Genomic DNA, 22,589 nt, shown 5'->3' with positions numbered 1-22,589 from the left:
AAGGGCAAAACGATGCAATATATTTTTGAATTCCTGGGCCTGATGGCCGTCTTCTCGATCTTCATTGTCGTTCCGGGTGCCGACTTTGCCGTGATCCTTCGCCAGAGCATCGTGCATGGCCGCCGCGCCGCAATGATGACCGGCCTCGGCATGGGTTTTTCGCTGCTCTTCCACATCAGCTACACGATCCTCGGCCTGGGCCTCGTCGTGTCGCAATCCCTGATGCTGTTTGCGATGATCAAGTGGGCGGGTGTGGCCTATCTGGTCTATCTCGGCATCAAATCCTTCCGCGAACCCGGCTTTAAGGTGAATGAGATCGATGTCACGGAGGCGGATCGCAGGCCGTTCTCGGCGGTCAAGTGCCTCGGCACAGGTTTCATCACCAATGCCCTTAATCCGAAGCCGGTGCTCTTCTTTCTGTCACTGTTTTCGACGCTGGTGCATCACGATACGCCGGCGCTGATCCAGTTCGGCTATGGCATTGGCATGGCATCCGCACTCGTTGCATGGTTTGCCGGCGTCTCGATCTTCTTCACGGTCAAGCCCATCCGCGACCGCTTCATTGCCTGCGGCAAATGGTTCAACCGCATCACCGGCGCCGCATTGGTTGGCTTCGGCTTCCGCCTCGCACTCACCCGCGCGGCCGACTAAACGATTAAAGCAAAGGGAAAAGAAATAATGTCCTATGATGTGATCATTATCGGAACCGGCCCCGGCGGCTATGTCGCCGCGATCAAGGCGGCCCAGCTTGGCCTCAAGGTTGCGGTCGTTGAAAAGCGCGCGACCTTCGGCGGCACCTGCCTCAACGTCGGCTGCATCCCCTCCAAGGCGCTGCTGCACGCTTCCGAAATGTTCCATCACGCCGGTCACGGCATGGAAGCGCTCGGTATCGAGGTGACGGCTCCGAAGCTCAATCTCGAAAAGATGCTGGCGCATAAGGATACGACGGTGAAGGCGAACGTCGACGGCGTCGCCTTCCTCTTCAAGAAAAACAAGATCGATGCCTTCCAGGGCACCGGCAAGATCGTTTCCGCCGGGAAAGTCTCCGTGATGGGCGACGATGGCAAGGCGCAGGAAATCGAAGGCAAGAACATCGTGATCGCCACTGGCTCCGATGTTGCCGGCATTCCGGGGGTCCAAGTTGAATTCGATGAAAAAGTGATCATCTCCTCGACCGGTGGTATTGCGCTGGAGAAGGTGCCGGAAACGATGATCGTCGTTGGTGGCGGCGTCATCGGCCTCGAACTTGGTTCGGTCTGGTCGCGCCTCGGCGCGAAGGTAACCGTCGTCGAATATCTCGACACGATCCTGGGCGGCATGGATGGCGATGTCGCCAAGCAGTTCCAGCGCATGCTCGCCAAGCAAGGCATCGACTTCAATCTCGGCGCCAAGGTTGTCGGCGTCGAGAAGGGCGGCAAGGGCGCGAAGGTGACCTTCGAGCCGGTCAAGGGAGGCGACAAGGTGACGCTTGACGCGGAAGTCGTTCTTATCGCCACTGGCCGCATGCCCTATACTGAGGGCCTTGGTCTTGAAGAAGCGGGCGTCAAGCTCGACAATCGCGGCCGCGTCGAGATCAACGGCCACTTCAGTACCAATGTCGCTGGCATTTATGCGATCGGCGATGTCGTGAAGGGTCCGATGCTGGCGCACAAGGCGGAAGACGAAGGCGTGGCGCTTGCCGAAATCCTTGCCGGCCAGGCCGGTCATGTGAATTACGATGTCATCCCGAGCGTCGTCTACACACAGCCGGAAGTCGCTTCCGTCGGCAAGACCGAGGAAGAGCTGAAAGTTGCAGGCATCGCCTATAAGGTTGGCAAGTTCCCGTTCACCGCAAATGGCCGCGCTCGCGCCATGCTCGCGACGGACGGCTTCGTGAAGATCCTGTCGGACAAGGCAACGGACCGCGTTCTCGGCGGCCATATCGTCGGCTTCGGTGCCGGCGAGATGATCCACGAGATTGCCGTCCTGATGGAATTCGGCGGTTCTGCCGAGGATCTCGGACGCACCTGCCATGGGCATCCGACAATGTCCGAAGCCGTGAAGGAAGCGGCACTCGCTGCCTTCTTCAAGCCGATCCATATGTAAGCTTTGAAGATATCCGGATCAAAAGCCGCAGTTCGAAAAGGCTGCGGCTTTTTCAATTCACGGTGCTAACGGTGAAACCCTGCTTGCGGAGCAGTTCGACCACGCCAGCTTCCCCAGGAAGATGAAGCGCGCCGACGGCCATGAAGACATTGCCGTTAGCGAGGATGGGGGCGGCGCGCTCGGCCATTATTTTGTTGCGGTCAAGGATGATGCGCTGCTCGAAGCTGGCGTAGTCGCTCTCCTCGTTCTTGCCGTCCGGCGAAACCGTCTTCAGCATTGGTATGGTCATGCCGATATCGCCGGTGAGATAGAGATCGGTCATCGTTTCCACGACGTCGTTCATCTTGGAGCCGAGCTCCAGGGTCTCGATCAGTGACTTCAGGTGAAATTCGACCGGAAGTTCGGCCATTGCCTGCAGTTGTTCAGCAAGCGTTTCAAGCCCGCGCACCTGCTTGCCTTCGGCGGCGGCGTCGGCTGCGATTTCCTGATCGAGGAACCGGATGCCCTTCGCCTTGCGAGAAATCTCGCAGGCGGGGAGCGCGACGGCGCTCGCAATCATCCAGGGTCGCATGCGTGAAACGGCGGCGAGCGGAATGCCGCGTTGCTTGAGGCCAGCGTCGAGACGGGCATAATCTTCAGGCGAGAGCAGTTTTTCGATCGTCGTGCCATCGGTGAACATGGTGAGGTCCGGCCGGGCAAGGAGCGCCGCTGCCGCCTTTTTCTCACTCAGGATCTCATCAGATTCGATGATAATCGTATCGACGCTATCGCGGGCTGCCTGGGCATGGGGCGGCAAGTCGAGCACGCGCGGATCGGTGACGTGCATGCTGCCAAGCAGCCACGAAGGCTTCAGACCAGGCTTTTCAATTCTCCAGAAAATGCCTTTGCCGTTCGGCACCGCATCCGCTTCCTTGACGACCTCTGCATAGCGGGCAGGGTTTTTTTGCTGCAACTCGGTCATCAGATTCTTGCCGGTGCAAGTATCGTCGGCAGCCTGAGCTGTAGATACCGAAAGGAGCGTAGCGAGAAGGGTAGCTGCAAGCAGCATATGCAAGGCCGCGATCAGCCAGAGCAGGATATTGCCCGGCCGCGCAATTCCGAAGGCGCGGTGGCCGATGGAAATCGTCATGATGGTGTTCCGCTCGCAGTCCATGTCAATCTCTGCTCTACGCCTTTCCGGCGCATATTCCTTTAAGAGAATGCGTTAACGAAAGATTACGCCCTTGGATGGGCACGATCGTAGACTTCGAGCAAACGCGCTGAGTCGACACCGGTATAGACCTGTGTCGTGGAAAGGCTCGCGTGACCAAGCAACTCCTGGATGGTCCTCAGATCACCGCCTCCGGCCAAAAGGTGCGTCGCAAACGAGTGCCGCAGCGCATGCGGCGTTGCCGTTTCCGGCAGTCCAAAGGCTCCGCGCATCCTCTGCATCGTGCGCTGGATAATCCCCGCCTGGAGCTTCCCGCCTCGTGCGCCGCGGAAGAGCGGCGCTGCGTTGTCCAGATGGTAAGGGCAGAGTGAACGGTATTTCTCAACCGCTTCAAGAACGACGGGCAACAATGGAACCAGGCGGGTCTTGTTGCCCTTGCCGGTGATGCGCAATGTCGTAGCGCCCGCGTGCAAGTTATCCGCTGTCAGGTCTAGTGCCTCGGAGATGCGCAAACCGCAACCATAAAGGAGCGTGAAGACGGCGGCATCGCGTGCAGCGATCCATGGTTGCTCGTGAAGCTGCGCCGCGTCGCTGGCGACAGTGATCGCCTGCTTGTCGGAGAGCGGTTTTGGCAGGGATTTCGGCTGTTTCGGCGAGCGAACCGCACCGGCGCCTGCAGCGTTCACGAGCCCTTTCTTTTCCAGATAGCGCAGCAGCGAGCGAAGACCGGCCAGATTACGGCCGAGCGACCGGGCTCCGGAGCCCTCCTTCCGGCGGGCGGCCAGGAAAGCGCGGAAATCGGCCGGGCGAAGAGACGCTATATCCTTCACCGTCGCCGGGCCACCGATATGGCCGGTCAGGAAGGTGAGGAACTGGCGGCTGTCGCGCTCGTAGGCGTCGAGCGTGTGTTCCGAAAGGCGCCGCTCGCGCTTGAGATTTTCAAGCCAGGCGTTGCGTTCGGCCATCAGGCGCGGGTCGGCGATAATCAGGAGTTCGTTCACGGCGCGGGCCTTGATTTTGTTTTTGCCTTTGCCAAGTTTGAAGGGGGACAGTTAGGGAATTGCTAATATCGGCCAAGCGCTTGTCATGCTTCCATCATAATAGGTTGCGATAGCTGTTCCGAACGAAACAGGACCTTGCATGGCACGGCGCCAATCCACGACGGCTTTCGGACAGCTCGCGGAAGCGATCACTCTGGTTTCCCACGGCAAGCCCGGACACATCGTAGATACTTTGATCGCCGAGCGCGGCAAGCGCATCGTCCGCCACCCGCTTTGGCCGGTAATGCGGCCCTTTCTCTATACGCTTCTGCGCTATAACAAGGCGCTTCAGTTCGCCAACGACGTGGCGAACATGCCGGGCTTTCAGTGCTTCGAGTATATGAGCAACCTGCTGATGCTGGATATCGCGGTCAGATATGGCGAGCGTATCCCCGCTTCCGGCGGCTTCATCCTCGTCAGTAATCATCCGACCGGTATCGCAGATGGCGTCGCTGTCTTCGATCTTCTGAAGAGCCGCCGCCCGGACATGATGTTCTTTGCCAACCGGGACGCGGTGCGCGTCAATCCGCGATTTGCGGAAATGGTGATCCCTGTGGAATGGCGGGACGAATACAAGACGAAACTCAAGACTCGCGAGACTCTGCAGTTCACGAACCACGCCGTGAAAGAAAGAAAGGCGACCATACTGTTTCCCTCGGGCCGCATTGCCTATTGGGCGAACGGCCGGCTGAATGAAAGGCCGTGGAAAAATTCTGCCGTCGGCCTCGCCCGCAAATACAATCTGCCGATCCTGCCGGTGCATATGACCGCGCGCAATTCCGGTCTTTTCTACTGGTTTGCCAAGTGGTCGACGGAACTGCGCGATATGACGGTGTTTCATGAGCTTCTCAACAAGCGCGGCGACCGCTTTGATTTCATCATCGGCAATCTCGTTCCGGTAGAGCATCTGGACGGCGACATAAACGAAGTGACCAAGGCGCTTGAAAAACACACGGTGCATGATCTGCTTGCGGACAGCGATGCACGGTTCCTGCCGCTTGTGCAGCCGCCGGCGCCCGAGATAGTGGCGGCCCATTCATTTCGCTGACCGGATAGGTTAAAGCGAGGCATGCTGCTCCGTTCGATGTTCGCCCAGAACTACAGGTCACTGCGATCGATCCGCATGGATCTTTCGGGCATCAATCTTTTCATCGGCGAAAACGGCGCCGGGAAATCCAATCTCTATCGCGCGCTGCAATTGATCCAGGCTGCAACGCGTGGCCGTCTTGCGCATGAAATCGCGGCCGAAGGCGGGATGCTGTCCTCCCTATGGTCTGGCCCGAGACGGGAATCAGAAGGCCCGGTGCGCATCCGGCTGGAGGCCGAGCTGCTAGATCAGGAAAGAGCGATCACCTTCCGCTATCGGGTCGAGGCGGGAATGCGGCCCCCGAAGGCTGCCGCAGGCTTTCCTTTCGAGCCGCAGATCAAGGCGGAAGAGCTTTCGGTCGAAACCGGCACGCGTCCGGTCACAACGATGAAGCGCAATGGGCCGGCCATATCAGTCCGGGGGCCGAACGGCCGCATGCAGGATTATCCCGAACAGGCTCTGACCTCGGAAACAGCGATCGCTCTCCTGGGCGATGCCGGGCACTATCCGGAGGTGGGCACGCTCCGGCGCGCTATCGATGGATGGCGCTTCTTTCACGGGTTCAGGACCGATCGATCATCGCCGCTGCGCGCGCCATGCCTGGCCGTCACGGCACCGATGCTGGACGAGGACGGGGGCAATCTGGCGGCTGTCTTTGCAACGCTGGTGCATACGCGGGAAGATACCGTCGATCTCGACCGTGCGATCGCTGCTGCGCTTGGCGGCGCAGGCTTGGTGGTACCGGAGCCGGGTGAGACGGCGGAATTCGGTCTTGCCTTGCCGGACTTTCCGCATCGGGTGTTTCGGCCGCGTGAACTTTCGGATGGCCAGATCCGCTTTCTCGGCTTGGCCGCAGCGTTGATGTCCTATCGCCTACCACCCTTGATTGCCTTGAACGAGCCGGAAGCAAGCCTCCATCCCGACATGCTCCCTCCGCTTGCCGATATGATTGCGGAAGCGTCGCGTAGCAGCCAAGTCTGGGTCGTCACCCACTCAGAGCTTCTTGCCGCCGCTGTCGGGGAGCGATGCGGCGTGCGGGCACGCCGGGTCGTGCGGCAGGACGGCGCCACATGGATCGAGGGGATGCGGTTGACCGGCATCATCGACGAGGAAGAGTAGCTTATGTTCTCGCAGGTTTTCTTTTTGCCTCGTAGCGGGCATGGTCACGCCTGATGAGCACAGATTCGTCCGATCTCTTTGGCGCGTTATTCGAAGCACCGGCCGCGAACCGCACGGTTCCGGTTCTCGTGCCCATGCCCGCGCCGAAACCCTATTCCTATTCGGTTCCGGACGGCATCGCGGTCGAGCCGGGTTCGGTTGTACAGGTGCCGCTTGGGCCACGGCAGGTGATCGGCGTTGTCTGGGACGGCGGCGAAGATGGCATCGATGCGAAGAAGCTCCGGCCGATCACGCATGTCTTCGATTGCCCGCCGCTTTCCAAGGAATTGCGGGATTTCATCGACTGGGTAGCTGCCTATACGCTATCCCCGCCCGGTCTTGTTGCCCGCATGGCGCTTCGTGCGCCGAATGCCTTCGAACCGGAGCCGATGGTGGAAGGATTGCGCTTCGTCGGCGGCGCGCCGGAACGGATGACGCCTGCGCGTGCCCGGGTGCTCGATACGGCATCGGACGGTATCTCGTGGACACGGACCGGACTTGCGCACGCCGCCGGCGTTTCCACGAGCGTCGTCGACGGCCTCATCAGCCAAGGGCTCTTCGAGACGATTTTCCTGCCACCGCCTCCGGTCGTGGCAAAACCCGATCCAGACTTTGCGTCTTCGCGGCTGCAGGGGCCGCAGAAGGATGCAGCCGAAGAGATTTTGACCGAAGTCAGAAAACGTGAGTTTGCCGTCTCGCTGATCGATGGCGTGACGGGGTCCGGCAAGACCGAGGTCTATTTCGAGGCGATTGCCGAGACGCTTCGCCGCGGCAAACAAGTGCTGATCCTCCTGCCGGAAATCGCACTCACCGCAAGTTTCCTCGAGCGCTTCCAGGACCGGTTCGGCGCAAAACCGGCCGAATGGCATTCCGATCTTGCGCCGCGCATGCGCGAGAAAGTCTGGCGGCAGGCGGTGACCGGCGAGGTTCGCGTGGTTGCCGGCGCTCGGTCGGCATTGTTTCTGCCGTTCGAAGATCTCGGGCTCATCGTCGTCGATGAGGAGCATGATCCAGCCTACAAACAGGAAGACCGTGTCTATTACAATGCCCGCGACATGGCCGTCGTCCGCGGACGTATCGGCGATTTCCCGGTCGTTCTCGTGTCGGCGACGCCTTCTGTCGAAAGCCAGGTGAACGGCCAGAACGGGCGCTACAGCACCATCCATCTGCCGACGCGCTTCGGCAACGCGGCGCTGCCCGATTTGCATCTCGTCGATATGCGGCGGCATGCGCCGGAGAAGGGGGGCTTTCTCTCGCCGGTCTTGATCCGCGCGATCGGCAAGACGGTCGAAAAGGGCGAGCAGGCGCTGCTCTTCCTCAATCGCCGCGGCTACGCGCCGTTGACACTCTGCCGTGTCTGCGGCCACCGCTTCCAGTGCCCGCAATGCTCGAGCTGGCTTGTCGAGCATCGATTCCGCAAGCAGCTCCAGTGCCATCAATGCGGCCATGCGGAGCGGACGCCGGAGGCCTGTCCGGAATGCGGAACGCTTGACCATCTCGTTGCCTGCGGCCCGGGGGTCGAGCGCATTGCCGAAGAAGTGGAGCGCCATTTCCCCGACGCGCGGACGATTGTGCTGTCTTCCGACATCATGGGCGGCGTCAAACGCCTGCGGCTGGAGCTTGAGGCGATTGCCAAGGGCGAAGCGGATATCGTCATCGGCACGCAGCTTGTCGCCAAGGGGCATAACTTTCCGTTGATGACACTCGTCGGCATCGTCGATGCGGATCTCGGTCTCGCCAACGGCGATCCGCGTGCGGCGGAAAGGACGTTCCAGCTTCTTTCGCAGGTGACGGGCCGGGCGGGGCGAACGGGTCTGAAAAGTCACGGCCTCTTGCAGACATATCAGCCGCAGCATCCCGTCATGCAGGCGATCGTTTCAGGCGACGCGAGCGCGTTCTATGAGCGGGAAATCGTCGAGCGCGAGCGGGCAATTCTGCCGCCATTCGGGCGCCTTGCGTCGATCATCGTTTCGGCCGAAACGCGGCACGACGCGGAAAACCACGCCCGCAGCATGCGGAATGCGGCGCCTCAGGTATCCGGCATCTCCATCCTTGGCCCGGCCGAAGCACCGCTGGCGCTCGTTCGCGGCCGCTACCGTTTCCGGCTGCTCGTGCACGGACGGCGGAATACCGACATGCAGGCATTTCTGCGAACGATGCTCGCGCAGGCGCCGAAAGAGCGCGGCTCAGTGCACGTGCAGCTCGATGTCGATCCGCAAAGCTTCCTATAGATCGGCGATGGACCGCCGTTTTCCATCCGGCGCAATCATGTCATAAGGTCAAGTATTCGCGGCATGATTTGGAGTTGATCCATGGAGTTCTATTTTCCGGAGACGTTTGGCGAACAGCTCGCCTTTTGCACGGCGGCGTTCACGGCTCTTGCGGGTCTCGTCATCATGTTCGCGCCCGGATATGCGATGCAGCTTTTCGGCCTTCAACCACGCGCAGAGCGCCGCGACGGTTACGCAGAGCAGCGCTCCGTCGGTGGTTTCTATCTCGGCTTCGGACTGGCGGCGGTCATGCTGGCGCAGGATTTCATCTACATGGCGCTCGGCGCGGCTTTTGCGATGGCAGCTTTCGCCCGGGTCGTTTCTCTTCTTTCTGATAAGGGGAGCACAATTCCCAACTATTTACTTCTGGTTGTGCAGACCGCTCTAGCGGCACTCCCGCTCGCCTATTCCCTGGGCTTCTTCGCAACCTAGATTACAGGGCCGCGAGCCGCTTGCTCGCCGGCCTCTGCGCCATTTCACGATTTTGCAGATAGAAAAGCATTCGAAAGGCATATTCGGGCACTACGCGTGTTGCGAGTCCCGACATCCTATGTTAGACGGACCCCGAATTTCGGAAGAAGCAAGAGGCTTCTCTTGCGATTTCTGGGGGAAATCATAACGAATTCAAGAATATAGGTCAGGCGCCCGCCAGCGGCCGGATTCTTGGGTTGAAATCAGGGAAATTTGTGCCCGTGGCAGACACGTCCCAGCTTACTTCTGGTGTTGCAGAACGATATGCGTCCTCGCTGTTCGAACTGGCGCTTGAAGAGGGCGCCGTTGAGAGCGTCACTGCAGATCTCGACCGGTTCCAGGCGATGCTGGATGAGAGCGACGACCTGAAGCGCTTCGTCGCGAGCCCGGTATTCTCCGCCGACGATCAGCTCAAGGCGATCGTTGCAATCAGCGAGAAGGCCGGCATCGGCGGCTTCGTTGGTAATTTCCTGAAGGTTGTGGCGCGTAACCGCCGCCTCTTTGCCCTCCCGGGCATGATCAAGGCCTTCCGCATCATTGCTGCTCGCCAGCGTGGCGAAATTTCTGCCGAGGTTACCTCGGCCCATGCGCTGAGCACAGTGCAGGAAACCGAATTGAAGGCGGCGCTGAAGGGCGTCACCGGCAAAGACGTGGCGATTGCCGTCACGGTCGATCCGTCAATTCTTGGTGGTCTGATCGTGAAGGTCGGGTCCCGTCAGATTGATACGTCGCTTCGTACCAAACTTTCTACCCTCAAGCTTGCATTGAAAGAGGTTGGCTGATGGATATCCGCGCCGCGGAAATTTCCGCAATTCTCAAAGATCAAATTAAAAATTTCGGCAAAGAGGCGGAAGTCTCGGAAGTCGGCCAGGTGCTTTCTGTCGGTGACGGTATTGCTCGCGTTTACGGTCTGGACAACGTTCAGGCGGGTGAAATGGTCGAGTTCCCCGGTGGCATCCGCGGGATGGCTCTGAACCTCGAGTCCGATAACGTCGGTGTCGTTATCTTCGGATCCGACCGCGACATCAAGGAAGGCGACACCGTCAAGCGAACCGGCGCTATCGTTGACGTTCCGGTTGGTCCGGAACTGCTCGGCCGCGTCGTCGACGCTCTCGGCAATCCGATTGACGGTAAGGGCCCGATCAACGCGACGCGCCGTTCGCGTGTCGATATCAAGGCGCCGGGCATCATTCCGCGTAAGTCGGTTCACGAGCCGATGTCGACCGGCCTCAAGGCTATCGATGCTCTCATCCCCGTCGGCCGCGGCCAGCGCGAGCTTGTCATCGGCGACCGCCAGACCGGCAAGACCGCGATCCTTCTCGACACGATCCTGAACCAGAAGGCCATTCACGACTCCGGTCCGGAAGCTGAAAAGCTTTTTTGCGTCTACGTCGCCGTTGGCCAGAAACGCTCCACGGTTGCGCAGTTCGTCAAGGTTCTCGAAGAGCGTGGCGCCCTGAAGTATTCGATCATCGTCGCCGCGACGGCTTCTGATCCCGCTCCGATGCAGTTCCTGGCTCCATTTGCCGGCTGCGCCATGGGCGAATATTTTCGCGACAACGGCCAGCATGCGCTGATCGGTTACGACGACCTGTCCAAACAGGCCGTTTCCTACCGCCAGATGTCGCTGCTGCTGCGCCGCCCGCCGGGCCGCGAAGCCTACCCGGGCGACGTCTTTTACCTGCACTCGCGTCTCCTCGAGCGCGCTGCAAAGATGAGCGACGCAATGGGCGCCGGTTCGCTGACGGCCCTGCCGGTCATCGAAACGCAGGGCAACGACGTTTCGGCTTTCATTCCGACCAACGTGATCTCGATCACCGACGGTCAGATCTTCCTCGAAACCGATCTGTTCTATCAGGGTATCCGTCCGGCCGTTAACGTCGGTCTGTCGGTTTCCCGCGTCGGTTCTGCCGCGCAGATCAAGGCGATGAAGCAGGTTGCCGGCTCGATCAAGGGTGAACTCGCCCAGTATCGCGAAATGGCAGCCTTTGCCCAATTCGGTTCGGACCTTGACGCCGCGACGCAGCGCCTGCTGAACCGTGGTGCCCGTCTGACCGAACTCCTGAAGCAGCCGCAGTTCTCGCCGCTGAAGGTGGAAGAGCAGGTCGCGGTCATCTTCGCGGGCGTCAATGGTTACCTGGACAAGATCGCCGTCGCTCAGATCGGCAAGTTCGAGCAGGCACTGCTTTCGTACCTGCGCTCGGAAGGCTCAGCGATCCTCGACACGATCCGCACGGAGAAGGCAATCAGCGACGATACCAAGGGCAAGCTTGTGGCTACTCTCGATACCTTCGCGAAGTCTTTCGCCTGATCGCACCTATTTAGGACGGAAAACGGATGCCTTCACTTAAGGATCTGAAAAACCGGATCGCCTCCGTCAAGGCGACGCAGAAGATAACCAAGGCGATGAAGATGGTCGCCGCGGCGAAGCTTCGGCGTGCGCAGGAGGCGGCCGAGGCCGCCCGGCCTTACTCGGAGCGCATGGCGACTGTTCTTTCGAACATCTCCAAGGCGATGACTGATGCCGACAGCGCACCAGTGCTCATGACAGGTACGGGCAAGGATCAGGTTCACCTGCTCGTTGTCTGCACTGCCGAGCGCGGCCTCTGCGGCGGCTTCAATTCGCAGATCGCGCGCTTTGCCCGAGATCATGCCCGCAAGCTCATCGCCGAGGGCAAGACCGTCAAGATCTTCACCGTCGGCAAGAAGGGCTATGACGTTCTTCGCCGCGAATTTGCTTCGCTCATCGTCGAGCGCAAGGAACTTCGCGACGTCAAGCGCATCGGCTTCGAGAATGCCGACCAGGTCGGCAGACGCGTTATCGAGATGTTCGAAGCCGGGGAATTCGACGTTTGCACGCTGTTCTACTCGGAATTCAAATCGGTCATCTCGCAGGTGCCGACGGCTCAGCAGCTTATCCCGGCTTCGGCTCCGGACGCTGTTGTTGAAGACGCCGAGCATTCGGGTGCCGTTTATGAATACGAGCCGGATCCGGCATCGATCCTGAACGACCTGATCCCGCGCAACATCTCCGTCCAGGTTTTCCGCGCGCTGCTTGAAAATGTCGCCGGCGAAATGGGCGCGAAGATGAGCGCGATGGACAGTGCGACGCGCAACGCTGGTGAGATGATCAATAAGCTGACGCTCAGCTATAACCGCCAACGTCAGGCTCAGATCACCAAGGAACTCATTGAAATCATTTCGGGCGCGGAAGCGCTCTGAGGTTAGAGAAAGAGGGTATGAAAATGGCTAGGGCAGCTACCCCGAAGGCGGCAGCGAAGACCGCCGCTAAGAAGACCGCCACAGGCTCTGTCGGCAGGGTCACACAGGTTATCGGCGCCGTCGTCGACGTTGCTTTTTTCGAAGGCGAACTGCCGGCGATTTTGAACGCGCTCGAAACCACCAACATGGGCAACCGTCTGGTTCTGGAAGTTGCGCAGCACCTCGGCGAAAACGAAGTCCGCACGATCGCCATGGATTCGTCCGAAGGTCTGGTGCGCGGCCAGGAAGTCGTCGACACCGGCGCTCCAATTTCGGTTCCAGTCGGCCCGGAGACGCTCGGCCGCATCATGAACGTCATCGGCGAGCCGGTTGATGAAGCCGGTCCGCTGGTCACCGCTTCCAGGCGTGCGATCCATCAGGACGCACCGTCTTACGTCGAGCAGTCGACGGAAGCACAGATTCTCGTCACCGGCATCAAGGTCGTCGACCTTCTGGCTCCGTACGCCAAGGGCGGCAAGATCGGCCTCTTCGGCGGTGCCGGCGTCGGCAAGACGGTTCTCATCATGGAACTGATCAACAACGTCGCCAAGGCGCACGGTGGTTACTCGGTGTTTGCAGGCGTCGGTGAACGCACCCGCGAAGGCAACGACCTCTATCACGAAATGATCGAATCGGGCGTCAACAAGCATGGCGGCGGCGAAGGTTCGAAGGCCGCCCTCGTCTACGGCCAGATGAACGAACCGCCGGGTGCTCGCGCTCGCGTCGCTCTGACCGGTCTGACGGTTGCTGAGAACTTCCGCGACCAGGGCCAGGACGTGCTGTTCTTCGTCGACAATATCTTCCGCTTCACGCAGGCGGGGTCGGAAGTGTCGGCTCTGCTCGGTCGTATTCCTTCGGCTGTGGGTTACCAGCCGACACTCGCAACCGACATGGGCCAGATGCAGGAACGCATCACGACGACGACGACCGGCTCGATCACCTCGGTTCAGGCTATCTACGTTCCGGCCGACGACTTGACCGACCCGGCTCCGGCAACCTCGTTCGCACACCTTGACGCAACGACCGTTCTGTCGCGCTCTATTGCTGAAAAGGGCATCTATCCGGCCGTTGACCCGCTTGACTCTACGTCGCGCATGCTCGACCCGATGGTCGTCGGCGAAGAACACTACGAAGTTGCCCGTAAGGTTCAGTCGACGCTGCAGCGCTACAAGGCCCTGCAGGACATCATTGCGATCCTTGGCATGGACGAACTGTCTGAAGAGGACAAGCTCGCCGTCGCCCGCGCCCGCAAGATCGAGCGCTTCCTGTCGCAGCCGTTCTTCGTTGCCGAAGTCTTCACCGGTTCGCCGGGCAAGCTGGTTGCTCTCGAAGACACGATCAAGGGCTTCAAGGGTCTCGTCAACGGCGAATACGACCACCTGCCGGAAGCTGCCTTCTACATGGTCGGCTCGATGGACGAAGCCATCGAGAAGGCTAAGAAGCTCTCCGCAGCTGCTTGATGAACGAAGCTCATGACGAGATTTTCTGCTGCGACTCCCTGAGGGAAGTCGTGGCAGGACTTCCTGCCCCGGCGGCGCCGACCGTCTACAAAGCGGATGACGGCGCACTGATGATGGTGGTAGGGTTGGTTCAGACCGAAGAAGGTCTCGGATATCTCGATCAGGCGGTACTGCACTGCCCGTTCTGCGGGACCAAACTGCAAGATGCAAAAGCCATAGCCGAGAAGGTAAGTCACTGATGGCTGACAATTTCAATTTTGAACTCGTATCTCCGGAGCGTCTGCTCCTGTCGGAGATGGTGACGGAAGTTGTCATTCCGGCAACAGAGGGCGAGATGACCGTCATGGCGAACCACGCCCCGGCGATGACGACCATCAAGCCGGGTATCGTCAGCGTCCGCTCCAGCGGCGGCTCCAAGCAGGACTACGTCGTTTTCGGCGGTTTCGCCGACATCCTGCCGACCGGCTGCACGCTGCTTGCAGAATCTGCCGTCGCGGTCGAAGATCTTACCAAAGATGAGCTGACCCGTCGGATTGAGGCTGCCAAGAAGGAGCTCGAGGATGCCCTGCATCACGAGCATAAATCCAGGCTTGAGCATTTCATCATGGAACTGACGCATATGCGCGGCATCGTCCAGCAGGATTGATCGGGATTGCAGGGAAATGACCTAAAGCGGCCTTAAAGGGCCGCTTTTTTTGTCGCGGCGGGGTTGGGGACGGCTCAACGTGGAACGGCGTCGGCTCTCAGTAGGACCGGCCGTTCGATGAAAATATAGCTAAGGCTTCCGACGACCAACACAAGTGCTGCTGCGAGGAGCGACCAGAGCAGCCAGCCGTAGAGAAGGTTATCGCCGATCGGGCCGAAGGCGGAAGGAAAAAGCACCTTCAAGGCTGAAATGACCGGATCCTGCCAGATGTAGATGCCGAATGAGATTTTCGCTGTGAAGCGGAGCGCTCGATTATCGAGAAAATTCCCTAGCCATAGCGCGTGCGCCAGCGAGACAAGCGCCGCTGCTATAGCGATCGGAAAGAGCGGAAAGCTGTGAGGAACTCCGAGCCAGCCATAGGCCTCCCAAGGTCCGTCCGCAGCTGAAACGAGGGCGGCAGCGCTACCAGCTATAGCGAGGCAGGCGAGGATATCGAAGAAAACTACCTTTCGCTCCGGCAGGATTGTCTCGACGCCCGAAGCAAAGATACCGAGCGCGAAAATCGCAAAGAAGCCGATCGGATTGTAACGCGGCATCCATTCCTTCGCACCGCCCGCCATCCCGAACTGCCAGCCGCGCTGTACGTCGTCCGGCTGAAAGGCGTTGACGACTAACCACTGCAAGACAAGAGCGGTGGCTATGGTGCCAAGCCAAAGGAGACGCGTAGCGAAGCGCGGCAGCGGACGGCTGAAGTGATGAAGAGCAAGCATGCACAGCGGTAGCAAAATATAACAGGTTGCTTCGAAGGGAATCGACCAGAGCGGTCCGTTCCCTTCGACGGGAAAGAAAGTTCGCCAATGCCACTGACTCATGAGAAGGAATCCTGCGAGATAACGCATGGCAAGTTCGGCCGTCGGCGGATGTCCGAACAACGTGAGGCTCAAAACGAAGCCTGCGGTCAGCGCCACCCAGTAACCCGGCAGGATGCGTGCCGCTCGGCGTGTGGCGTAGGTTTTCACATCCGGCAACGGACGGCGCTCATCCAGCGCGCGCCAGAAAGGGCGCGCCAGCAGATAGCCGCTCAGAACAAAGAAGATCGCCACGCCGAAATTGCCGAAGCGGGCAATGACGAAGGCCGATTGTTCGCCGGGATCCACCTGCTTGATGTCGATGCGCAGGACGAGATGATGAATGAGCACAAGCAGACACGCAGCCGCACGCATGGCATCTGCGCCTGCCAGCCTCCGCTCTCTCTCCATTCGTGCCTCGCCTGGTCTGCCTCACCTCACGCCTAGGACATGATGGAGGGCAGGGCAAGGGCGCTGCTTGGGACAGCCGACATGCGGACGCGCAGCGCGCGGTGCAATCCACCTTCGTTAGCCTGAATGGTCACACGGACGCTGGGCCGACACCCGGGCATGGGTTAGCCCAGGTGTCCGCCGGCGTTTCCGTACCTGCCGGAAACGGAAACAGGATCGGTTCAGGCGGCGATGCTCCGGTAGGGCTTCTCGGCGCGCGCGGCAGTCAGGGCATGCGCCCACCATTGCAGCCTTGCCATCATCCGGGCGAGAAGCTTGAGCGCTTCTTCGGGCCGATCGAGGTTGCCGTCTTCATCGAAGCGGTTCCAAGGTGCCGCAATGCTTACGGTGTCACGCACGGTGACGGCATGGAGTTCGGCGAAGACAAGCCGCAGCTGCTCGACAGCACGCAGACCGCCCGAGATGCCTCCATAGGATACGAAGGCCACAGGTTTTCCATGCCAGGGTTCGTTGAACGAATCGAGCACGAATTTGAGTGCCGCTGTGAAGCTGTGATTATATTCCGGCGTGACAACGATGAAGGCGTCCACCGCGTTCAGACGGGACGCGAGACGCTTTACTTCGCGATGAACGTCATCATGCTGGGAAGGCAGGTCGAAATCGAGCGGATCGATGATATCGAGGTCGATCAGCGGATAGAGTACAAGCTGCCGGGTCAGCCATTTCACCACCCGGTCGCATATCCGGCCCTGCCGTATGCTTCCGTAGATGACGCCGACTTTGATGGCTGTTTTCATACATTGCCCCTTCTTTACGCTGCGAGGAGCTTGGCTTATAAAACCTCAACCAATATTGAGGTCAATAGGCGTATGGAAACAATTTCATCGACCAATTTCAGCAGGCTTCTGACTGTAGGCGAAGTGGCGGAGCGCAGCGGACTGGCGGTCTCGGCGCTGCATTTCTACGAGGCCAAGGGTCTGATTTCGAGCATGCGCTCGCGCGGCAACCAGCGGCGTTACGGGCGCGATGTCCTGCGTCGTCTCGGCATCATCAAGGTGGCACAGAGGGTCGGCATACCGCTGGCTGAAATTCAGGGGGCTTTCGATACCCTGCCGCAGGGGCGAACGCCGACGGCAGGCGATTGGCAGAAGCTCTCGCAGATATGGAAGGACGATCTGGATTCGCGAATCAAACGGCTGACGCTGCTTCGCGATCGCCTGACCGGTTGCATCGGCTGTGGTTGCCTGTCTATCGAAAGCTGCCCATTGCGAAACCCTTGTGACAAACTGGGCAAGGAGGGAACCGGTGCGCGCCTGCTGGAGGAGGCTTAGGCAGCCGCTGCAGTCGCCCGCATTTAGTTGTCTAGGGCAGTCGCCCCATTACCGATAGATATGCCCCTTCCGCCACGAGTCCAACGCCATTAAACGAACTAGAATAGCGACAAATCGAAGATAAATAGAATATCAAACGAACATTCTATGGCAGTGTCTTTTCCGAGGTTTCGATCAGATTAATGTTGCTTTCCGCGCAGACCTTCCTGAGCGATTCGACATTACAGTCGTCAGTAACGAAGGTGTGGACCTGCGACAGGTGGCCAATGCGCACCGGAGCCGTGCGCTCGAATTTGGTGGAGTCGGCAACAAGGACGACGTGGCGCGCATTCGCCATGATGGCTTGGGCGACCTTCACTTCGCGGAAATCGAAGTCGAGAAGCGCACCGTCCGGATCGATCGCCGAAGCGCCGATGACGGCATAATCGACCTTGAATTGCCGGATGAAATCGACGGCTGCTTCGCCGACGATGCCGCCATCTGAATGGCGCACTACGCCGCCCGCGATGACGACCTCGATCGAGGGAAACAGACGCAAACGACTGGCAACGTTGATGTTATTGGTGATCACCATCAGTTCGTGGTGATCGACCAGCGCTTCCCCGACTGCCTCGGTCGTCGTTCCGATATTGATGAAGAGCGAAGCTTTGTCGGGAATAATGTCAGCGGTCGCGCGACCGATCGCGAGTTTTTCACCGGCGGCGATCGAGCGGCGTGCCTCGTATTTCACGTTCTCTGTCCCGCCCGGAAAAATTGCCCCGCCGTGAATACGCGTCAGCACGTGTCCATCGCAAAGGTCGTTCAGGTCCTTGCGAATGGTCTGCGGCGTGACGGAGAAGCGCGTTGCCAGATCATCGACCAGCACGCGGCCTTCGGCTTTGGCGATATCGAGAATCTCCGTCTGCCGTCCGGACAGAAACATGGCTTCGTCTCCCTTTCTTTCGCTGGGCCGGATCATATGTTAAAGCGAAAATTGCGCAATCGGCGACTGGCAGCCGGAGCCGGGAGGGTTTCAACCGTGTTTCACCCCAAACTTTTTGAAAATCGCAATGTTGTCGTGACCGGCGCAGGGCGTGGAATCGGCCTCGAAGTCGCGCGGCAGTTCCTGGATTGCGGCGCGCACGTCTTGGTTCACACTGGCCGGAATAGCGAAAGGAATTTGCCGGACTTCCTGTTGACGGCAGAGCAGGAGCGACGCGCAGTTCTCGTTGCAGCCGATTTTCTGTCGCCGAACGGCACGGCTGCTTTCGCAGCGAAAGCTCTGGATACTTTTGGCGCGGTGCATGTGCTCGTCAACAACGCCGGCACGATGGTTGGCCGGTTTCCCGCAGGCGCGTTGACGGATGGAGAATACGACACGATCGTCAGGCTCAATCAGACATCCGTCGTTGAGCTTACGCGCGTTCTGCTGCCGGCTTTGCGGGCGGCCCACGGCGCGGCGATTGTCAACACGGTTTCGATCTCCGCGATGACAGGCGGTAGTCCCGGCTCCGCGATCTATTCCGCCTCCAAGGCATTCGTCTCTACCTATTCCAAAGCGCTCGCACGCGAACTGGCGCCGGATGCAATCCGGGTCAATTGCGTATCCCCGGGCACGATCGAAACCGACTTTCACGGGCGTTATTCCTCGCCGGAGAAGCTGGAGCAGACCCGCAAGGGCATACCGCTGCAACGTCTCGGGACTGCCGAGGATTGCGCACCTGCCTATCTCTTTCTGGCTGCGCCATCGCTTTCCGGTTACATCACGGGGCAAGTGCTCGAAATCAATGGCGGCCAGCTTATCTGCTGATTTGCTTGGACTTTTTTTGGTATTTCGACAATTCGGCACAATGCCGGCATGTGGATATGCTATCGTTCCGGTCTACCTGAAGTGCATCCAGCAGAGAGTCCGAATGCCCTTGCCGAAGACCGAGCCGGGAATAACCGGCCAGGAACTGCAGAAGCTTGCCGCCAAAGCCCACGAAGCGAGCGATCTGCTGAAAGCAATGGCACATCAGACCCGGCTTCTCATTCTCTGCATCCTCGCCAATGAGGAAAAGACGGTCAGCCAAATCGAAGAATTGCTCGGTGTACAACAAGCGATGGTTTCGCAGCAGCTTGCGCGGCTGCGCATGGAAGGCCTCGTGAACACGCGCCGGGCAGGCCGGCTAATCTATTACAGCATCGGCAATGCCAATATAACGATCTTCATGGATTTGCTCTTCGGCATGTTTGAAGCGCCCGACGTTGGCTGATGCTTGCAGCCCTTGCGATTATTAACGGCTAAGGCCAAAGATGGCTTGTCTCGAAGGCGGCTGGAGTCCGGATGATCGACAAGCTTGAATTCTTCATTGCCCTTGCCAACGAAAAGCACTTCGGCCGCGCTGCCGAGGAGTGCGGCATCTCGCAGCCCACCCTGTCGGCCGCGATTCGGCAGCTCGAAGACCAGTTGGGTGTCATGCTGGTGCAGCGAGGCTCGCGCTTTCAGGGCCTGACGCCGGAGGGCCAGCGTGTTCTCGAGTGGGCAAGGCGCATCGTCGGCGACACGCGCACCATGCGCGAAGAGATGCGCGCCGCGCGCAGAGGCCTTTCCGGCCACCTGCGCCTTGCCTCCATTCCGACTGCTCTGGCGATGCTGGCGCGGATCACGACGCCCTTTCAAGAGCGGCATCCGGACGTCACCTTCTCCATCGTTTCACGCAATTCGTTGCAGGTGTTGAGCATGCTCGAAAATCTCGAGATCGACGCCGGGGTGACGTATCTTGAAAACGAGCCGCTCGGGCGTGTGACGACCGTGCCGCTTTATGCCGAGCGCTACCACCTGATCACCGCCGCCGGCAGCCCGCTTTCCGATCGCGAAACCGTGACATGGCGTGAAGTGGGCGATCTTCGGCTTTGCCTATTGACCGCCGACATGCAGAACCGCCGGATCATCAACCGGCACCTCGCAGAAGCGGGCTCGAGCGCGCATCCCACCTTGGAATCCGGTTCGATGATCGTGCTGTTTTCCCATGTCAGAACCGGGCGCTGGGCGAGCATCATGCCGCGAAATGTGGCTGAATCCTTTGGGTTTCCAGCCGAAATACGAATGATTCCGATTATCGAGCCGGCGGCCCATCATTCGGTCGGGTTGGTTGCGACGCATCGCGAGCCGTTTACGCCCCTCGTGTCTGCATTGTTGCATGAGGCGAGAATACTCGCAGAGAGCGAAAGTCTTTGATAGAAATTTCCTATCAATCGACGGAACAGCTTTATTGATCGCTCGATGTTTCCCTGAAAGACTTCCTTCGAGATACCGGATCGGCAGAGGGAGGCCGCTGCGGTGATCGACATAGGAAGCCCTGGGAGGCCCGCCGAAATGAATGCTCATGTCGCCAATGGCGATATTGCCGAACGCACGCGCGCGATTGTTGGTGCCTTGCGCGCTCTTGAAGGTCCGCTCCTTCCAATCCTCCATGAAGTTCAGGATGAATTCGGCCATGTGCCGCAGGAAGCGCTTACTGTCATCGCCGACGGGCTCAATCTGTCGCGCGCCGAAGTGCATGGCGTGATGACGTTCTATCACGATTATCGCGATCATCCTGCCGGCCGCCATGTCCTGAAGCTCTGTCGTGCCGAGGCCTGTCAGTCGATGGGCGGGGATGCTGTTGCCGATCGTATCAAGACATTGCTCGGTGTCGATTTCCATCAAACTGCGCTCGATGGCAGCGTGACCTTGGAGCCCGTCTACTGTCTCGGGCTCTGCGCTTGCGCGCCTGCAGCCATGCTCGACGGCGATCTCTATGGGCGGGTCGATGACGAGACCGTCGCCGAGCTCGTTGCGGAGGCGCGGCGATGAGCGTGACGATTTATGTTCCGCGCGACGCCGCAGCGCTGGCGCTCGGTGCCGAGAAGGTGGCTGAAGCGGTTACCCAGGAGATCGCAGCCCGCGGCATCGATGCGAAGATCGTGCGCAACGGCTCGCGCGGAATGTTCTGGCTGGAGCCTCTGGTGGAGGTCGAGGTATCCGGCAAGCGCATCGGCTACGGTCCGGTCAAAGCGAAGGACGTCGCCGCGCTTTTCGACGTCGGGTTCGCAAGCGGCGATGATCACGCGCTCTGTCTTGGGGAGGTCGAAGGCCTCCCATTCTTGAAGGAACAGACCCGCCTGACCTTCGCCCGCTGCGGCATCGTCGATCCGCTTTCCCTGGAAGATTATGAGGCACACGGCGGTCTCGCGGGGCTTCACCGCGCCGTGGCCATGCCTCCTGCAGACGTGGTCAAGGAGGTCACCGATTCCGGCCTTCGCGGCCGCGGCGGTGCTGGTTTTCCGACCGGTATCAAATGGAAGACGGTTTTGGATGCCGCCGGCGACCGGAAATACATCGTCTGCAATGCGGACGAAGGCGACAGCGGCACATTCGCGGACCGCATGATCATGGAGGGCGATCCCTTCGTGCTGATCGAAGGCATGGCGATCGCCGGTCTCGCCACCCGCGCCACAAAAGGCTTCATCTACATCCGTTCGGAATATCCGCATGCGATCGCGACGATGACGGAAGCGGTTGAGATCGCCCGCAGGGCATGCATTCTCGGCGCTTCGGTACTCGATTCCGGTCGCGCGTTCGATATCGAAGTCAGGACCGGTGCGGGCGCTTATGTCTGCGGCGAGGAAACGTCGCTGCTGAACAGCCTGGAAGGCAAGCGCGGTGTCGTGCGCGCCAAGCCGCCGCTGCCGGCGCACAAGGGGCTCTTTGGCTGTCCCACGGTCATCAACAACGTGATCTCGCTGGCCTCTGTTCCGATCATCCTGGACAAGGGGTCCGCCTTTTACCGCGATTTCGGTATGGGCCGGTCGCGCGGTACGATTCCGCTGCAGATCGCCGGGAACGTCAAGCATGGCGGCCTCTATGAAACGGCCTTTGGTCTCTCGCTCGGCGACATCGTTGACAAGATCGGTGGCGGCACGGCGACCGGACGGCCGGTGAAAGCAGTTCAGGTTGGCGGTCCGCTTGGCGCCTATTTCCCGCGGGCCCTCTTCGACACGCCTTTCGACTATGAATCTTTTGCCGCCAAGGATGGCCTCATTGGCCATGCAGGCATCGTCGTATTCGACGACACGGCGGACATGCTGAAACAAGCGCGGTTCGCCATGGAATTCTGTGCGGTCGAAAGTTGCGGCAAGTGCACGCCCTGCCGCATCGGCTCCACGCGCGGCGTCGAGACCGCAGACAAGATCGCGCGAGGAATCGAACCGGAGAAGAACCGGGCACTGCTCGCCGATCTCTGTAACACCATGAAATTCGGCTCTCTTTGCGCGCTCGGCGGATTCACGCCTTATCCGGTGATGAGCGCGATGACGCACTTCCCGGACGATTTCGCGCCAGTACCCTTCATCGAAGCGGCGGAGTAAG

Annotated in this window: 23 protein-coding genes; 18 read left to right on the top strand and 5 right to left on the bottom strand. The window is 59.8% G+C overall.

Translation table 11 applies throughout. The features are described 5' to 3' along the window. The first annotated feature begins 12 nt into the window (after nucleotides 1-12). Complete coding sequence (locus N2599_RS16585) at nucleotides 13-651, top strand: LysE family translocator (RefSeq protein WP_027511704.1); 639 nt, start codon at nucleotides 13-15, stop codon at nucleotides 649-651. Nucleotides 652-678: 27 nt separating this feature from the next. After that, nucleotides 679-2,085 carry a dihydrolipoyl dehydrogenase gene (gene lpdA, locus N2599_RS16580; protein ID WP_027511703.1) on the top strand — a complete coding sequence of 469 codons (1,407 nt, stop codon included), beginning with the start codon at nucleotides 679-681 and terminating at the stop codon, nucleotides 2,083-2,085. Between the two features lie 52 nt (nucleotides 2,086-2,137). Here the strand turns inward: lpdA and N2599_RS16575 are convergent, their stop codons facing one another. Further along, nucleotides 2,138-3,214 (bottom strand): TraB/GumN family protein, encoded by a 1,077-nt coding sequence (locus N2599_RS16575; RefSeq protein ID WP_027511702.1) that lies wholly within the window; start codon nucleotides 3,212-3,214, stop codon nucleotides 2,138-2,140. Between the two features lie 86 nt (nucleotides 3,215-3,300). Further along, nucleotides 3,301-4,236: a tyrosine recombinase XerC gene (locus N2599_RS16570; RefSeq protein ID WP_027511701.1), complete on the bottom strand. Its 936-nt coding sequence runs from the start codon at nucleotides 4,234-4,236 to the stop codon at nucleotides 3,301-3,303. A gap of 139 nt (nucleotides 4,237-4,375) precedes the next feature. On the opposite strand from N2599_RS16570, the gene N2599_RS16565 reads away from it, so the two are divergent. The 10 genes from N2599_RS16565 (at nucleotide 4,376) to N2599_RS16520 (ending at nucleotide 14,628) form a co-directional block, all read left to right on the top strand. Continuing rightward, the gene (locus tag N2599_RS16565; protein WP_027511700.1) at nucleotides 4,376-5,323 is read left to right on the top strand and encodes a lysophospholipid acyltransferase family protein; all 948 of its coding nucleotides are present in this window, start codon (nucleotides 4,376-4,378) and stop codon (nucleotides 5,321-5,323) included. Nucleotides 5,324-5,344: 21 nt separating this feature from the next. Then, on the top strand, nucleotides 5,345-6,481 hold the full coding sequence (locus N2599_RS16560; RefSeq protein ID WP_027511699.1) for an AAA family ATPase: 1,137 nt from the start codon (nucleotides 5,345-5,347) through the stop codon (nucleotides 6,479-6,481). A gap of 53 nt (nucleotides 6,482-6,534) precedes the next feature. Next, nucleotides 6,535-8,751: a primosomal protein N' gene (locus N2599_RS16555; protein WP_027511698.1), complete on the top strand. Its 2,217-nt coding sequence runs from the start codon at nucleotides 6,535-6,537 to the stop codon at nucleotides 8,749-8,751. Between the two features lie 81 nt (nucleotides 8,752-8,832). Beyond that, nucleotides 8,833-9,222 (top strand): AGROH133_08824 family phage infection protein, encoded by a 390-nt coding sequence (locus N2599_RS16550; RefSeq protein ID WP_027511697.1) that lies wholly within the window; start codon nucleotides 8,833-8,835, stop codon nucleotides 9,220-9,222. Between the two features lie 254 nt (nucleotides 9,223-9,476). Continuing rightward, nucleotides 9,477-10,043 (top strand): F0F1 ATP synthase subunit delta, encoded by a 567-nt coding sequence (locus tag N2599_RS16545; protein ID WP_027511696.1) that lies wholly within the window; start codon nucleotides 9,477-9,479, stop codon nucleotides 10,041-10,043. Then, nucleotides 10,043-11,572, top strand: coding sequence for a F0F1 ATP synthase subunit alpha (atpA, locus tag N2599_RS16540; RefSeq protein ID WP_027511695.1), 1,530 nt, complete (start codon nucleotides 10,043-10,045; stop codon nucleotides 11,570-11,572). The genes N2599_RS16545 and atpA overlap by 1 nt, the downstream gene beginning before the upstream one ends. A gap of 26 nt (nucleotides 11,573-11,598) precedes the next feature. Beyond that, the gene (locus tag N2599_RS16535) at nucleotides 11,599-12,483 is read left to right on the top strand and encodes a F0F1 ATP synthase subunit gamma (RefSeq protein ID WP_027511694.1); all 885 of its coding nucleotides are present in this window, start codon (nucleotides 11,599-11,601) and stop codon (nucleotides 12,481-12,483) included. A gap of 23 nt (nucleotides 12,484-12,506) precedes the next feature. Further along, nucleotides 12,507-13,982 carry a F0F1 ATP synthase subunit beta gene (gene atpD / locus N2599_RS16530; protein WP_027511693.1) on the top strand — a complete coding sequence of 492 codons (1,476 nt, stop codon included), beginning with the start codon at nucleotides 12,507-12,509 and terminating at the stop codon, nucleotides 13,980-13,982. Then, nucleotides 13,982-14,221: a hypothetical protein gene (locus N2599_RS16525; RefSeq protein WP_027511692.1), complete on the top strand. Its 240-nt coding sequence runs from the start codon at nucleotides 13,982-13,984 to the stop codon at nucleotides 14,219-14,221. The genes atpD and N2599_RS16525 overlap by 1 nt, the downstream gene beginning before the upstream one ends. Next, entirely contained in the window at nucleotides 14,221-14,628 is a 408-nt protein-coding gene (locus N2599_RS16520; protein ID WP_027511691.1) for a F0F1 ATP synthase subunit epsilon, read from the top strand. The genes N2599_RS16525 and N2599_RS16520 overlap by 1 nt, the downstream gene beginning before the upstream one ends. A 74-nt stretch (nucleotides 14,629-14,702) precedes the next feature. Here N2599_RS16520 and N2599_RS16515 read toward each other — a convergent pair whose 3' ends face one another. Next, on the bottom strand, nucleotides 14,703-15,887 hold the full coding sequence (locus N2599_RS16515; protein ID WP_027511690.1) for an acyltransferase family protein: 1,185 nt from the start codon (nucleotides 15,885-15,887) through the stop codon (nucleotides 14,703-14,705). Between the two features lie 221 nt (nucleotides 15,888-16,108). After that, nucleotides 16,109-16,684 carry an NADPH-dependent FMN reductase gene (locus N2599_RS16510; RefSeq protein ID WP_027511689.1) on the bottom strand — a complete coding sequence of 192 codons (576 nt, stop codon included), beginning with the start codon at nucleotides 16,682-16,684 and terminating at the stop codon, nucleotides 16,109-16,111. Nucleotides 16,685-16,756: 72 nt separating this feature from the next. Here N2599_RS16510 and soxR point away from each other — a divergent pair, with 72 nt between their 5' ends. After that, nucleotides 16,757-17,218: a redox-sensitive transcriptional activator SoxR gene (soxR, locus tag N2599_RS16505; protein WP_027511688.1), complete on the top strand. Its 462-nt coding sequence runs from the start codon at nucleotides 16,757-16,759 to the stop codon at nucleotides 17,216-17,218. 145 nt (nucleotides 17,219-17,363) lie between these two features. Here the strand turns inward: soxR and N2599_RS16500 are convergent, their stop codons facing one another. Next, nucleotides 17,364-18,140 carry a DeoR/GlpR family DNA-binding transcription regulator gene (locus tag N2599_RS16500; RefSeq protein ID WP_027511687.1) on the bottom strand — a complete coding sequence of 259 codons (777 nt, stop codon included), beginning with the start codon at nucleotides 18,138-18,140 and terminating at the stop codon, nucleotides 17,364-17,366. Nucleotides 18,141-18,236: 96 nt separating this feature from the next. Between N2599_RS16500 and N2599_RS16495 the strand changes: the two genes are divergently transcribed. The 5 genes from N2599_RS16495 to N2599_RS16475 all read left to right on the top strand — a co-directional run bounded on the left by N2599_RS16495 (nucleotide 18,237) and on the right by N2599_RS16475 (nucleotide 22,588). Continuing rightward, nucleotides 18,237-19,007: an SDR family NAD(P)-dependent oxidoreductase gene (locus N2599_RS16495; RefSeq protein WP_027511686.1), complete on the top strand. Its 771-nt coding sequence runs from the start codon at nucleotides 18,237-18,239 to the stop codon at nucleotides 19,005-19,007. Between the two features lie 103 nt (nucleotides 19,008-19,110). Continuing rightward, nucleotides 19,111-19,452: an ArsR/SmtB family transcription factor gene (locus N2599_RS16490; RefSeq protein WP_027511685.1), complete on the top strand. Its 342-nt coding sequence runs from the start codon at nucleotides 19,111-19,113 to the stop codon at nucleotides 19,450-19,452. Between the two features lie 71 nt (nucleotides 19,453-19,523). Beyond that, nucleotides 19,524-20,417: a LysR family transcriptional regulator gene (locus N2599_RS16485; protein ID WP_027511684.1), complete on the top strand. Its 894-nt coding sequence runs from the start codon at nucleotides 19,524-19,526 to the stop codon at nucleotides 20,415-20,417. 138 nt (nucleotides 20,418-20,555) lie between these two features. After that, on the top strand, nucleotides 20,556-21,035 hold the full coding sequence (locus N2599_RS16480) for a formate dehydrogenase subunit gamma (RefSeq protein WP_027511683.1): 480 nt from the start codon (nucleotides 20,556-20,558) through the stop codon (nucleotides 21,033-21,035). Further along, the gene (locus N2599_RS16475; protein ID WP_027511682.1) at nucleotides 21,032-22,588 is read left to right on the top strand and encodes a formate dehydrogenase beta subunit; all 1,557 of its coding nucleotides are present in this window, start codon (nucleotides 21,032-21,034) and stop codon (nucleotides 22,586-22,588) included. Before N2599_RS16480 ends, N2599_RS16475 begins: the two co-directional genes overlap by 4 nt. Nucleotide 22,589: the final 1 nt, after the last annotated feature.

Origin of the sequence: Rhizobium sullae, assembly GCF_025200715.1 — a bacterium.
Classification (GTDB): Bacteria; Pseudomonadota; Alphaproteobacteria; order Rhizobiales; family Rhizobiaceae; genus Rhizobium; species Rhizobium sullae.
The sequence above is the reverse complement of the archived record's forward strand: the minus strand, read 5'-3'. Positions and strand labels throughout refer to the sequence as shown.